At 64.2% G+C, this 13,230-nt stretch carries 14 protein-coding genes; 9 read left to right on the plus strand and 5 right to left on the minus strand.

Translation table 11 applies throughout. The features are described 5' to 3' along the window. Both EOA28_RS08985 and EOA28_RS08990 read left to right on the plus strand, forming a co-directional pair. Positions 1-1,136, plus strand: a 1,136-nt coding sequence (locus EOA28_RS08985; RefSeq protein WP_128314822.1) for an AMP-binding protein, incomplete at its 5' end; no start/stop codon positions are given. Beyond that, a complete protein-coding gene (locus EOA28_RS08990) occupies positions 1,136-2,113 on the plus strand; it encodes a 2-dehydropantoate 2-reductase (RefSeq protein WP_127253035.1) in 978 nt (325 codons plus the stop codon). The genes EOA28_RS08985 and EOA28_RS08990, both read left to right, overlap by 1 nt. A gap of 444 nt (positions 2,114-2,557) precedes the next feature. Here the strand turns inward: EOA28_RS08990 and EOA28_RS09000 are convergent, their stop codons facing one another. Beyond that, positions 2,558-3,298, minus strand: a complete 741-nt coding sequence (locus tag EOA28_RS09000) for an SOS response-associated peptidase (RefSeq protein WP_127409789.1) — start codon at positions 3,296-3,298, stop codon at positions 2,558-2,560. A 229-nt stretch (positions 3,299-3,527) separates the two neighbouring features. Between EOA28_RS09000 and EOA28_RS09005 the strand changes: the two genes are divergently transcribed. Together EOA28_RS09005 and EOA28_RS09010 are read left to right on the plus strand one after the other, a co-directional pair. Then, on the plus strand, positions 3,528-3,881 hold the full coding sequence (locus EOA28_RS09005) for a SnoaL-like domain-containing protein (protein WP_126062289.1): 354 nt from the start codon (positions 3,528-3,530) through the stop codon (positions 3,879-3,881). Positions 3,882-4,078: 197 nt separating this feature from the next. Continuing rightward, positions 4,079-4,432, plus strand: coding sequence for an ArsC family reductase (locus tag EOA28_RS09010; protein WP_127253037.1), 354 nt, complete (start codon positions 4,079-4,081; stop codon positions 4,430-4,432). 247 nt (positions 4,433-4,679) lie between these two features. Here the strand turns inward: EOA28_RS09010 and EOA28_RS09015 are convergent, their stop codons facing one another. The 3 genes from EOA28_RS09015 to EOA28_RS09025 all read right to left on the minus strand — a co-directional run bounded on the left by EOA28_RS09015 (position 4,680) and on the right by EOA28_RS09025 (position 7,362). Further along, positions 4,680-5,042, minus strand: coding sequence for a DUF488 domain-containing protein (locus tag EOA28_RS09015; protein WP_127253039.1), 363 nt, complete (start codon positions 5,040-5,042; stop codon positions 4,680-4,682). A 23-nt stretch (positions 5,043-5,065) separates the two neighbouring features. Continuing rightward, a complete protein-coding gene (locus EOA28_RS09020; RefSeq protein ID WP_127253041.1) occupies positions 5,066-6,322 on the minus strand; it encodes an aminopeptidase in 1,257 nt (418 codons plus the stop codon). Positions 6,323-6,447: 125 nt separating this feature from the next. Further along, positions 6,448-7,362: a LysR substrate-binding domain-containing protein gene (locus EOA28_RS09025; protein WP_127253042.1), complete on the minus strand. Its 915-nt coding sequence runs from the start codon at positions 7,360-7,362 to the stop codon at positions 6,448-6,450. A gap of 96 nt (positions 7,363-7,458) precedes the next feature. Here EOA28_RS09025 and EOA28_RS09030 point away from each other — a divergent pair, with 96 nt between their 5' ends. The 3 genes from EOA28_RS09030 (at position 7,459) to sbmA (ending at position 10,449) form a co-directional block, all read left to right on the plus strand. Then, the gene (locus EOA28_RS09030; protein WP_126078623.1) at positions 7,459-7,659 is read left to right on the plus strand and encodes a hypothetical protein; all 201 of its coding nucleotides are present in this window, start codon (positions 7,459-7,461) and stop codon (positions 7,657-7,659) included. A 232-nt stretch (positions 7,660-7,891) separates the two neighbouring features. Then, on the plus strand, positions 7,892-9,049 hold the full coding sequence (locus EOA28_RS09040; protein ID WP_245501500.1) for a YbfB/YjiJ family MFS transporter: 1,158 nt from the start codon (positions 7,892-7,894) through the stop codon (positions 9,047-9,049). A gap of 122 nt (positions 9,050-9,171) precedes the next feature. Then, a complete protein-coding gene (gene sbmA / locus EOA28_RS09045; protein ID WP_126078622.1) occupies positions 9,172-10,449 on the plus strand; it encodes a peptide antibiotic transporter SbmA in 1,278 nt (425 codons plus the stop codon). Between the two features lie 118 nt (positions 10,450-10,567). On the opposite strand, the gene EOA28_RS09050 is transcribed toward sbmA, so the two are convergent. After that, entirely contained in the window at positions 10,568-11,578 is a 1,011-nt protein-coding gene (locus tag EOA28_RS09050; protein WP_127253485.1) for a polysaccharide deacetylase family protein, read from the minus strand. A 202-nt stretch (positions 11,579-11,780) separates the two neighbouring features. On the opposite strand from EOA28_RS09050, the gene EOA28_RS09055 reads away from it, so the two are divergent. Next, positions 11,781-12,446 carry a tetratricopeptide repeat protein gene (locus EOA28_RS09055; protein ID WP_127253484.1) on the plus strand — a complete coding sequence of 222 codons (666 nt, stop codon included), beginning with the start codon at positions 11,781-11,783 and terminating at the stop codon, positions 12,444-12,446. A 67-nt stretch (positions 12,447-12,513) separates the two neighbouring features. Further along, positions 12,514-13,230, plus strand: a 717-nt coding sequence (locus EOA28_RS09060) for a GTPase (RefSeq protein ID WP_128314823.1), incomplete at its 3' end; no start/stop codon positions are given.

The following is a 13,230-nucleotide window of genomic DNA, read 5'->3' on the forward strand; positions in this document are numbered from 1 at the left end:
TGCCTGAAGGCTCGCCCGCCGGTATCTTCACGATCGAGGGCGCTCCGGTCGGGCCACCGGTTTCCTCAGGATCGGCCGAGGACGGCGACGTTGCGCTTCTGCTCCACACCTCCGGCACCACCTCGCGCCCGAAACTCGTGCCGCTCAGCCACGCCAACCTTGCGGCGTCGGCCGCGCATATCGGCGCCACGCTCGGCCTGACGCCGGCCGACCGCTGCCTCAACATCATGCCGCTGTTTCACATCCATGGCCTGATCGCCGCGGTGCTTTCCTCGCTCGCCGCCGGCGGCAGTGTCTTCTGCACGCCGGGTTTCAACGCGCTGCGGTTCTTCCAGTGGCTCAGCGAAGCGAGGCCAAGCTGGTACACGGCGGTGCCCACCATGCATCAGGCGATCCTGCCGCGCGCCGCGCGCAATCCGGAGCAGCTTGCCGAGGCGAAGCTGCGCTTCATCCGCTCGTCGTCGGCTTCGCTTCCGGCGCAAGTGATGGCCGAACTCGAAGCGACCTTCGGCTGCCCGGTGATCGAATCCTACGGCATGACCGAGGCCGCGCATCAGATGGCGTCCAACCGCTTGCCGCCCGGCCTGCGCAAGCCCGGCAGCGTCGGCGCGTCGGCCGGACCGGAAGTCGCCGTCATGGCGCCGGATGGGCGATTGCTCAAACCCGGCGAGATCGGCGAGATCGTCATTCGCGGCCCGAATGTCACCGCCGGCTACGAGAAGAACCCGGACGCCAATGCCAGCGCCTTCGCCCATGGCTGGTTCCACACCGGCGACCAGGGCGTGCTCGACGAGGACAACTACCTGCGCGTCACCGGCCGGCTGAAGGAGATCATCAATCGCGGCGGCGAGAAGATCTCGCCGCTCGAGGTCGACGACGTGCTGATGGACCATCCGGCGGTGGCGCAGGTGGTCACCTTCGCCATGCCGCATGACAAGCTGGGCGAAGAGGTGGCGTCCGCCGTCGTGCTGCGCGAGGGCCAGAGCGCCAGCGAGGCCGACATTCGCGGTTTCGCCGCGACCCGGCTCGCCGATTTCAAGGTGCCGCGCAAGGTGGTGATCCTCGACGAGATTCCGAAGGGCGCCACCGGCAAGCTGCAGCGCATCGGCCTCGCGGCAAAGCTCGGGCTCGGCTGATGCGCATCACTGTCTTCGGCGCCGGCGCCATCGGCGGCTATCTTGCCGCGAAGCTCGCGATCGCCGGTCAAGTCGATCTGTCGATCGTGGCGCGCGGCGCGCATCTGGAGGCGATCAAGGCCGATGGCCTTCGCCTGATCGAGGACGGCAACGAGACAGTCGCGCGGGTGAGGGCTGCCTCCCGTGCGGAAGAACTTGGCGTGCAGGATTATGTCGTGCTGGCGCTGAAGGCGCATTCGCTGGCGCCGGCCCTTGACCGGATAGCACCGTTGCTGGGCAAGGGCACCGCCGTCGTCACCATGCAGAACGGCGTCCCCTGGTGGTATTTCCACAAGGCGGGCGGCGCGCTGGAGGGCACGCGGCTCGGCGCTGTCGATCCCGGTGGCGAGATCTGGCAGCGCATCAGGCCCGAGCGCGTCATCGGCTCCGTCGTCTATCCGGCCGTCGAGGTCGACGCGCCCGGCCTGATCCGCCATGTCGAGGGCACGCGCTTCTCGCTGGGCGAGCCGTCGGGCGAGAAGAGCGAGCGGGCCACCGCCTTGGCGCGCGAAATGGTCAAGGCCGGGCTGCAGGCCCCGGTGCGCGAGGACATCCGCTCTGAGATCTGGGTGAAGCTCTGGGGCAATCTCTCCTTCAACCCGATCTCGGCGCTGACCGGCAGCACGCTGGCGGCCATCGTCGCCGACGAAGGCACGCGTGCGGTCGCCCGCGCCTTGATGCTGGAGGCGCAGGCGATCGGCGAGCGCATCGGCGTGCGCTTTCCCGTCTCCGTCGACCGTCGCATCAAGGGCGCCGGCGATGTCGGCGAGCACAAGACCTCGATGCTGCAGGACCTCGAGCGCGGCCGCCCGATGGAGATCGACGCGCTGGTCACGGCGGTGCAGGAACTCGGCCGCCTGACCGGCCAGCCGACGCCCACCATCGACAGCGTGCTGGCTCTGGTGCGGCGGCTGGCGATCGAGCGCGGGTGTTATTAGAGGAACGCCGGTCCTGAAGCTCCGTCACTCCGATAGCTCTAACTGCCACAATGAACAAAAATAGAACAAAAGGGTTTTGCTTGAATTGACTCCGCGAGGAACACTTTCCTATTTCGTAGGGCATGCCGGAGCCGAGCAGCAGATCCCGACGCGTCGTTCAGACGCTAAGCCGTGCCCATGAAATCGGGCAGTTAATCCGCGTCCGGTGCATCAACTGCAACATCACCCATCACTACCTCCCCGGAGATCTCCTCAAGCTCATGGGGGACATTCCGTTCTGGGACGTCGAGCGGCACATGCGGTGCGAGCGCTGCAAGCGGCGGGAGTTCGACGTGGACATTTTGCTGCCCAGCGCCGTCCAGGGCGTGAAGATACGCGTGAGGCGCCTTGTGGGGGTGCGTATGGTGCGGCGGGTGATCTGGCGAGACGAAAAAGATTGATAGATCATCTCCTCGCCGGGTCAGAGCCGGGTAAAAGTAATGACATTTGGCCACCCGCCGCATCCCCGGCATTTGGGAACTTGATTTGTGTGGCCGGCTTCTCGACGATCACCAAGGCATCGTCGGGGGCTGTCCGCTGCATGTGCCGCGCTTCGGACCACGGCGCGGTTAGCCACATGTCCACCTCCTCGCGCGTAGTCAGGATCACCGGCATGGCCTTATCGTGGATGGGCGCTATGAGGGCGTTCGGCTTGGTCGTAAGGAAGCCGTAAAGCTCGAAGTCTCCAGCCCCGTCCTTGACCCTGCGGACCCCCTGCCAGCGCGTCCACATGCCAGCGAAGAAAAACAGCGGACGGTCCCCGCTTCGCGCAAACCAGTAGTTCCGCTGTATGCCCGTCTCAGGGTCCTTGTCGTTGGGCGTGGGGCTGGGCTCCGCGAAGCTTGTAACGGGCACCACACAGCGGTTCTCCACGCCAACGTATTGCTGCCAATGGGCGTACTGCGGATTGCGGATGTTGGTGGTCCCGTAGTCCGCCTTGCCCTTCACCCGCTCTGCCGGCGTTGGCATGCCCCAGAGCAGCTTGGCAAGCTCACGCTGGCCATCGGGGGCATTGCGAACCACTGCGCCGGGCATGTTGGGATAGACGTCCAGCGAGGGCTCAAGGTTGCCCATGATGTCCCGCATGGCGCGGGTCCACTCGCGGATGGCGTCCTGGCTTGTGGTGATGTTGTAGAGGTTGCACATGCCATAGGATGCCCCAGCGATCGCTCGTAATCCAGAAACAAAAAATGGCCGACGGACCTCTACTGGTCCGTCGAACATGCCTGCATCTCGAACTCTCCAACGCTGAATCGTTGACCTCTTGGCACGGCATCGTGATCCTGACACGAATTGTCACCTGCCGAGCGACGCACCGCTGGCAGGCGAACGATCGGTTCCTACTTGATGTCTGGTCCAAACCCGGGAGGAAATCATGACCACTGCGGAAATTGCCAAGGATTTCACCGAGCTCCTCAAACAGGGCGACAGCCACAGCGCCGCCGCGAAATACAATGCCGACGACATCGTCAGCTACGAAGCCATGGAAGGGCCGATGGCCGTCTGCAACGGCAAGGAAGCCGTCAAGCAGAAGAGTGAATGGTGGGAAGCCAATCACGAGGTTCACGGCGGTTCGGTCGAGGGTCCCTATGTCAATGGCGACCAGTTCGCCTTGCGCTTCAGCTTCGACGTGACGCCCAAATCCACAGGCGAACGCGTCAAGATGGATGAGGTCGGCCTCTACACGGTCAAGAACGGCAAGATCAGCGAAGAGCGGTTCTACTACTGAGGCCGGATATTGCACGCGGCGGCCGGGCTCCGGCCGCTGCCCAGGCAAGCTTCAAATCGTCTACGCAAGTTGGTCGGCCGTTTTGTCCCAGTGGCCGAAACCATCAAAATGCGGGCCACCGCAAAGCGCTGGCAAAGCTTGCAGGGCCGGCCTAGGGTTTTGTCGGATTCGAAACCTCCATCCGACAGAGGCCCGCCTTGACCATCACCATGTATGGCATCACCACCTGCGACACGATCAGAAAGGCGCGCGTCTGGCTGGAAAGCCATGGCGTGCCCTATCGTTTCCACGACTACCGGGCAGAGGGGATCGAGGCTGACAGACTGAACGGCTGGGTCGGCAAAGTCGGCTGGGAAAAGCTGCTCAACATGGGCAGCACCACGTTTCGCGAGCTGCCGGAGAAGGACAAGGCCGGGCTGGACGAGAAGAAGGCAAAGAAGCTGATGCTCGCCAAGCCGACGATGATCAAGCGGCCGGTGCTCGAGGTGGGGGAACGGATTTTGGTGGGGTTCAAGCCGGATGCTTATGAGGAGGCGGTCGGCGGAAAGTAGGCTCGACTACTTAGGCAGCGTTCCTTCGCCCCCCTCTCTGTCCTGCCGGACATCTCCCCCTCAAGGGGGGGGGGAGATTAGCCGTCACGCCGGCTTTCGCTAATCGCAGGCGTTGCAAGACAAGCGCCTCGCCAAAGCTGCCAATCGCAGACGTTGCAGGACGAGCGCCGTCGCCAAAGCTGCCAATCTCCCCCTTGAGGGGGAGATGTCCGGCAGGACAGAGAGGGGGGCGAAGGAACTCGACCTCTCAACAATTAGCTTGGGCTTCCAAATACCCCGCCAGCGCCACCGCGTTGTTGTGCGCCTCGTCATGCGCGCCATAGAGCAGCGTCACCTTGCCCCCGCGCAACAGACCACGCAGTTGCGCCACCGCCTCGCCATTCGCGTCGAGCTCCGCCCGATACCGCTTCTGGAACTCCGCCCAGCGCTCCGGCTCGTGCCCGAACCATTTGCGCAGCTCGTCGCTCGGCGCGATCTCCTTCAGCCAGAGCGTTAGCGCGGCGTCTTTCTTGGCGATGCCGCGCGGCCAGATGCGGTCGACCAGCACCCGCCGGCCGTCCGCTTTCTCGGGCGCCTCGTAAATGCGCTTCACCGCGACGTCGAAGGCCATCACACCTCCGCAGGCGATACCTGTTATGCCCACTCGCCCTTGCGCATCACCGGCACGCGGTTGCCGTCCTTGGCCACCCCGTCGATGTCGATCTTGTCGGAGCCGATCATCCAGTCGATGTGGATGAAGCTCTTGTTGCCGCCGCGCGCGGCGATCTCGTCCTGGCTGAGCGAGGCGCCGTTGACGAAGCATTTCGAATAGCACTGTCCGAGCGCGATGTGGCAGGCGGCGTTCTCGTCGAACAGCGTGTTGAAGAACAGAAGTCCGCTCTTCGAGATTGGCGAGGAATGCGGCACCAGCGCTACCTCGCCCAAGCGGCGCGCGCCCTCGTCGGTGTCGAGCACCTTCTTCAGCACGTCCTCGCCCTTAGAGGCCTTGGCCTCGACGATCCGCCCGCCCTCGAAGCGCACCGAGATCTCGTCGATCAGCGTGCCCTGGTAGGAGAGCGGCTTGGTCGAGGAGACATGACCCTCGACGCGCCTGGCATGCGGCGTGGTGAAGACCTCCTCGGTCGGGATATTGGGATTGCAGGTGACGCCGTTCTTCGCCGTCGAGGCGCCGCCCATCCATTCATGGCCATCCGCCAGCCCGACGGTGAGATCCGTGCCCGGCCCGGTGAAATGCAGGGAATGGAAATTGTGCTCGTTCAGCCATTTCGTGCGCTCGGCCAGCGCGGCGTTATGCGCCTTCCAGTTGCCGATCGGATCCTCGACATCGACCCGCGAGGCGGAGAAGATGGCGTCGGCGAGCTTCACCACCGCGACGTCGTCCGGCTCGCCCGGAAACACTTGGCGAGCCCAGGCGAGATCGGGATAGGCGACGATGTTCCAGTTGATGTCGAAGCCGGTGATCTTCTCCAGCGCCGGCTGGTAGGCCATCGAGTTCGCCTTGTTGGCGCGCGCGACCTTGGCCGGATCCTGCGAAGAAAGCAGCGACGGGTCCTCGCCGCGTACCGCGAGCCGCGCGGCATTGTTCGAGAAGGCCTTCGCCATGCCCTCATAGAGCCAGCCGGCGGCGCGGTCGAACCCGGCATCGGCGCCGTAGCGGAAGCGCGCCAGCGTGATCTCGTCATCGTTGAAGATCGGCGTCACCAGTCCGGCGCCAGCCTTGTAGGCATGCTCGACAATGCGTCGCGTCAGCGGCAGCGCCGCGATCGACGAAGTCAGCACCAGATCCTGACCGGGCTGCAGCTGCAGCCCGACCTTGATGGCGACTTCGGCCAGCCTGTCGAGCTTCACCGGGTCGATGCTTGCCGAAACGCCGCGCGAATGTGTGGTCATGATCCTGCCTGCCGTTGTGTTGGGGTTCTATCCTTACATAGACCGCTGCGATTGACCTTTCCACCGCGATCGACTGGGCCTGCTCTCAAGCATGGCGGACCGCGTTGTCTCAAAGTGCGCAGCGATTATGCGACGCTGTCCAGCGCGCGAAACTGCGCCACCGTCACCTCGATCTCCTCGCGGATCCAGGCCTTGAAATCGCGCACCTTGCGGCTTTCACTCTTGGTGGCCGAGGTCACCAGCCAGTAGCCGAGCCCGCTCTCGGCCCTGATCCCGAAGGGCGCGACCAGTCGGCCGTCGGCCAGCGCGTCGGCGGTCAGCAACTGCCAGGCAAGCATCACGCCGTGACCGGCGATCGCCGATTCCAGGCAAAGCATCGGATCGGTGAAGCGCGCGCCCTTCTGGAAGGTGACCGGCTCGACGCCGGCGGCCTCGAACCAGCTGTCCCAGCTGAACATCGCCCGCTCGTCGGTGATGGCGCAGGTCTGCGCCAGATCGCCGATCGAGTGCAGCCTGGCCGCGATCGAGGGCGCGCAGACCGGAAACACCTCCTGCGCAAGCAGAAGCTCGGCGCGGTCGCCTGGCCATTTGCCGTCACCGAGCCGGATGGCGATATCGATGTCGGAGCGGTCGAGATCGGCGACCTTGGCCGAGGCGTCGATGCGCAAAAGCACGTTCGGATGCCGCGCGAAATGCCGCGACAGCCGGGGCAGCAGCCATTTCGAGGCGAAGGCCGGCGCCACCGAGACGACCAGCGTGCATTCATTGGCCTCGTCGGCCAGCGCCACCGCTTGCGCGAGCTCGCGGAAGCCGGTGCTGAGCCGCGCCGTGAAGGCGGCGCCGAATTCGGTCGGCACCAGCCCGCCAGGCGTGCGTTCGAACAGCGCCTGTCCCAGCTGCTTTTCCGTGCGCTTGACCTGCTGGCTGACGGCGCTGACCGAGACGTTCAGCTCGGCGGCGGCTGCCGCCAGCGATCCCAGCCGGGCGACGGTTTCCACGGCGCGCAGGCCGTTGAGATGGACGCGGTTGAGCATAGCCATTCAGTTTTTCTAAATGGCGTCGATCGAAATCTCAATTGAATCCCGACGGGAAAGCGCAGAATTTAACACGAATAGCCTTGAGCCACGAGTAGTCCGATGAAGATTTTATCCTTGCTGAAAGGGTTTGCCGGGACCGAGGCGAGGTCGCGCGACGATGGCGAGATCGCCCGCTGGATCACCGATCCGCTGTCGCATCCGGTGCTCGACACGATGTCGGAGCGCGAACTCGGCGACATGCCGTTCCGGCTGACGGCCCGCCGGACGGCCTACGAGACGGCAGGGGCGGGCTGTCGCTAGTTATTGGCCTTTCGGCGGCGCTCCCCCTCATCCGGCCGCTTCGCGGCCACCTTCTCCCCGGTGGGGAGAAGAAGTTGGCGCCGGCGTCGACAATCTCCTCTCCCCAGCGGGGAGAGGTCACCCGAGCGAAGCGGAGGCTGGGTGAGGGGACGTCTACGCCTGGGGCGCGTCCCCGCGCTGGCCCAACGCAAGCGCATTGTTTCGCGAGCGCACATTCTTATTGTGCGCCGCAATGAACGCCTCGCCATCTCCCGTGCGTCTTGCCTTTGCCGGCATGGTCGCGCTTGCCGTCGCCCAGGGCATCGGTCGCTTCGTCTACACGCCGATCCTGCCGGGCATGATGGAGGGACTGCACCTGACCCCGGCCGATGCCGGCTGGATCGCGGCCGCCAACTATCTCGGCTATCTCATCGGCGCTTTGGCCGCGGCCGGCGGCTGGGCGCATGGCCAGGAGCGCCTGCTGATGTTCGCCGGCCTGGCCGCCAGTGCCGTGCTCGCAGGGCTCATGGGTCTCAACGAGACGATGGCCGCTTTCCTGCTTCTCCGCTTCCTCGCCGGCCTCGCCAGCGCCTTCGTCATGGTGTTCATGGCCTCGATCGTCTTCAGCCATCTGGCGGAAGCCGGACGCGGCGATCTGCAGGCGCTGCATTTCGGCGGTGTCGGCCTCGGCATTGCCGTCTCCTCCGCACTGCTCGCGATCCTCGTCTCCGAACACGCGGATTGGGCCGCGGGCTGGCTCTGGTCCGGAGCGCTTTCGGCGGTTGGCTTGCTGATCGTCATGCTGCTTGCGGGCTCGGCCACGCCGGCCAATGGCGTTGACGGGCGTGAGCCGGCGCTGCCGAAAGACCGGTCGCTGGCGAAGATGATCGTCGCCTACGGGCTGTTCGGCTTCGGCTATGTGGTGACGGCCACCTTCCTGGTCGCCATCGTTCGCCAGCGCGGCGGCGGCCGCGTGTTCGAGGCTACCGTCTGGATGGTCGCCGGGCTTGCCGGCTTTCCCTCGACCTGGTTCTGGCACAAGCTCGCCGCCCGCATCGGGATCTACGCCGCTTACGCTGCGATCTGCCTGATCGAGGTGGTCGGCGTCACCGCCAGCGTGGTCGTCAAAGGTGCCGCCGGGCCGCTGATCGCCGGTGTCCTGCTCGGCGGCACCTTCATCGCCATCACGGCGCTGGGGATACAGATGGGCAGACAGCTCGCGCCGCGGGCGCCACGCCGCGTCTTCGCAGTGATGACGGCGGCCTTCGGCCTTGGCCAGATCGTCGGCCCGGTCGCCGCCGGTCTGCTCGCCCAGGCGTCGGGCAATTATACCCTTGCCTCTATCATGGCGGCGGTTGCCCTGTTGCTCTCCGGCGTCATTGCCTGGTCGGCCGCGCCAAAATCGCCATGATTTGCGGCCTTGTTCGATGCCGGGCATCGGGCAGGGCATTTTCTTTCCCCCTAATGTGTGACCTTATGCCCGCCGAACAGCAACGCCGCTGATTTGCGGTCAGACCGAGGAAACCCGCCACAGTGTTCGTATCTTTCTTCCCGCAGCCGAAGCTCTTCTTCACCTCGGCCGCCCTCTGGAGCCTTGCGGCGATCCTGTTCTGGTTCTTCGGTGGTGAGCAACTGGGCGCCGTCTTCGGCTTGCCGCCGGCAGCGGCCGGCACGCCGCCCATTATCGGCATCGCGGTGCTGTGGTCGAAGCCGTTCCTGTGGTTCTATATCTACTTTGTGGCCTGCGTGGCGGTCTTCTACGCCTTCTGGAGCTGGTACGCCCCGCACCCGTGGCAGAACTGGTCGATCCTGATGACCGCCGTCATCCTGTTCTTCATCTACTTTAACGTTCAGATCTCGGTTGCGGTCAATAATTGGTATGGCCCCTTCTTCGACTACGTCCAAGGCTTGATGTCGGGAACGACTCCCTCGACCAACATAGAATTCTACAAAGGGCTGGCCGATTTCTCCTGGCTGGCGCTGGTCGGCATGAATGTGCAGGTGGTCAACGCCTTCATCGTTAGCCACTGGATCTTCCGTTGGCGCACCGCGATGAACGATTACTTCATGGCCAATTGGGGCCGGCTGCGCCACATCGAGGGCGCCTCGCAGCGTATCCAGGAAGACACGATGCGTTTCTCGCAGATCATGGAAGATCTCGGCTCGACCTTCGTTCAGTCGATCATGACCCTGATCGCCTTTCTGCCGGTCTTGATTCAGCTACAGGCTCACATCACCGAATTGCCGATCATCGGCGCGGTCCCTCAACCACTGGTCGTTGCGGCATTGGGCTGGTGTCTATTCGGAACGATCTCCGTCATGGTGGCGGGTCTTAAGCTCCCGGGCCTGCAGTTTCGAAACCAGCGTGTCGAGGCAGCTTATCGCAAGGAGCTTGTCTACGGCGAAGATCATCCCGACCGGGCTCAGCCGGCGACGACGACGCAATTGTTCAACAACGTCCGCCGCAATTATTTCAAGCTCTATTTCCACTACATCTATTTCAACGTAGTTCGTTACACCTACCTGCAGGCCGACAACATCTTCTCGCTGCTGATCCTCGGGCCTTCGCTGGTCGCGCACAAGATCACGTTTGGCGCGCTGAATCAGATCTCGAACGCGTTCGGCAAGGTGACGAACTCGCTGCAGTTCCTGTTGAATTCTTGGTCGACGATTGTCGAGCTGCAGTCTGTGCACAAACGTTTGCGTGCCTTCGAGGCGACGCTGCAAGGCGAACAACTGCCGGTTATCGATCAGCATTATCTGGAACGCGAGCAGGCTGGCATGCGTCCCGAAGATCAGCCGGTAAGTTAAAGCAGCCTCCCGAAAGTGGGAACCGGTTTCGGGATCGAGACATGCGTAAGATCAAACCTAAAGCGCATGGAGCGAATCTGAAAGATCGCGCCGCGCGTTAGGGCGCGGCTGGGTCCAGTCAGCCGCCCACACTCGCCTGCGCGCGTCCGGCGCGCTGGCGTGCGACATAATCGCGAAAACTGATGCACTCGACATCGGCTTTCACGCAGACCTCCTCGGAGAACCGCTCCAACGCGTCCCAATAGGCGCCGTTGTTCATCAGCGTGAAATGGAAGCCGATTTCCAGCGGCAGGCGCTTGCCGTTGTACTCAGCCTCGAAGGCGGCGCGGAAGGCCTGATAGGCGCGCTCGGTGAATTCGCCCGCCATCGCCGGTTTCTCGGCGCCGTCTGAATGGCGGACATAGAGATTGTAGTCCATGGCGACCACCGGCTTCGCCTTCGGCCCCTCCGGAACGAGGGGCAGGGCAAAACGGATTGTGCCGTCGCGGCTCGGCGGCAGTTCAGGGCCTTTCGAGACGCCACTCGCGTCATATTGGAAACCCGCCTCGGGCAGCGCTTCGTAAAGCGCCTTGTCGGTCGAAAGATATGGCGCGCGGAAACCGGTCACGGCATGACGGGCGAAATCACGCCAGTCGGCCGGTTCGGGGATGCCGTTGATCGCATAGGCATTCTCGAAGATGCGCCGGACGGAGGCGAATTCGGCCAGCCAGTCTGCCTTGCTCCAGTCCTTGCCGTCGAAATGGCCGCAGGCGTGGCTGCCGATGTCATGGCCTTCGGCCGCCGCCAGCCTGACCTGCTCAAGCCGATCCGCGACGTCCTGTTTCGAGGCGCCGAAGCCGACATTGGATTTGCCGGCGGCCTTGCCGGGGCCGGCATATTGTTGTCGCGTGTCCGGCGAGAGCAGGAAGACGCAGGACAGGAAATAGGTGAAACGCGCGCCGGTGCGCTTTGCCAGCACCCGGCTTCGCTGCCATTGCGAGATCTCGCGGGCGGCATCGAAAGAAATCAGCACGACCTGCTTGGGCCTGGCCGGCGAAACGGCTGGCGGTTTCGGCGGATCGGCGAAGGCGGCATTGGCTGAGGCGAGCGAAGCAAGACTGTATGCAAGGACGCGGTATGAACAAAGCATTGGCAACCTTCTGGCAGGACCCTTCCGGCCGATCGGAAGCCGGCTATCGCGCAAATGTGGCGTCGATGCGATCCGGCAAGCCCCGTGCGGCATCTGGCGTTCTCAGCCGATTTTCCGGCCCGCCCCCTTCCATGCCGACAAATTTTCGCTAAAACGCGGGCTCAAGAAGCGCCCCCTTTGGGGCAATAATGGTTTTTTAAGGATGTCGGACGACAGTTTTATCCGCGAAGTCAACGAAGAGATTCGTCGCGAGCAGGCGCAGGCGCTGTGGGATCGTTTTGGCCCGGCCATTCTGGGCATTGCCATCCTGATCGTGCTGGGCACTGCCGCCGTCGTCGGCTACCGCTACTGGGACGAGAGCCGCGCCAACCGCTCGGGCGACGCCTTCTCGGCGGCCCTCAAGCTCGCCAATGACGGCAAGAACGACGAGGCGATCGCCGCTCTCGACCAGCTGGAGAAGGACGGCTACGGCGCCTATCCGCTGCTCGCCCGTATGCGCGCCGCGACCGTCAAGGCCGACAAGGGCGACGTCGACGGCGCGGTCAAGGATTTCGATGACGTCGCCGCCGACAACGCCATCCCCGCCGGCATCCGCGACATCGCGCGGCTGAGAGCAGCTCTGCTGCTCGTCGACTACGGCTCCTTCGCCGATGTCTCCAGCCGCGTCGAGGCGCTCACCGCCGACACCAATCCGCTGCGCCATTCGGCGCGCGAGGCGCTTGGCCTTGCCGCCTGGAAGGACGGCAAGTCGGCCGATGCGCTCAAACTGTTCGACCAGATCTCTTCGGACGAGGCTGCCCCGCGCAATGTGCGCCAGCGGGCGCAGCTGATGTCCGAGCTGATCCGCGGGTCGGGCAACGCGTCGTGATTGCATGTCGCCCAAAAGTGCGCAGCGGTTTTGGGGCAAACGACATGCAAAATAAACGGTAGACTGGATGTCGTTCAAAGTCGCCATCATCGGCCGGCCTAACGTCGGCAAATCGACTCTTTTCAATCGGCTGGTCGGAAAGAAGCTGGCGCTTGTCGACGACACGCCGGGCGTCACGCGCGACCGCCGCGTCCATGCGGCGAAACTCTACGATCTTTATTTCGATGTCATCGACACCGCCGGTTTCGAGGATGCGGCCGCTTCGACGCTGCCCGGCCGCATGCGCCAGCAGACCGAGATCGCCATTCGCGAGGCCGACCTCATCTTCTTCACCGTCGATGCCAAATCCGGCCTGATGCCGGACGACCGCACCTTCGCCGACGTCGTGCGCAAATCCGGCAAGCCGGTGGTTCTTGTCGCCAACAAGGCCGAGGCGCGCGGCGCTCAAGGAGGACTGCTGGAGGCCTGGGAGCTCGGCCTCGGCGAGCCGATCCCGGTCTCGGCCGAGCACGGCCAGGGCATGCCCGACCTGCGCGATGCGGTGGTCGAAGCCTTGGGCGAAGAGCGCGCGCTCGGCGAGGAGGAAGACGACAGCGACGAGATCGCCGCCAGCGAGGTGTTGATCGGCGAGGACATCGCCGACCCGGATGCCGAGCCCGCCTATGACGACACCAAGCCGCTGCGCATCGCAGTCGTCGGCCGCCCGAATGCCGGCAAGTCGACGCTGATCAATGCGCTGATCGGCGAGGAGCGGCTGCTCACCGGCCCGGAAGCCGGCATCACC

The organism is Mesorhizobium sp. M2A.F.Ca.ET.067.02.1.1 (assembly GCF_004023285.1).
Classification (GTDB): Bacteria; Pseudomonadota; Alphaproteobacteria; order Rhizobiales; family Rhizobiaceae; genus Mesorhizobium.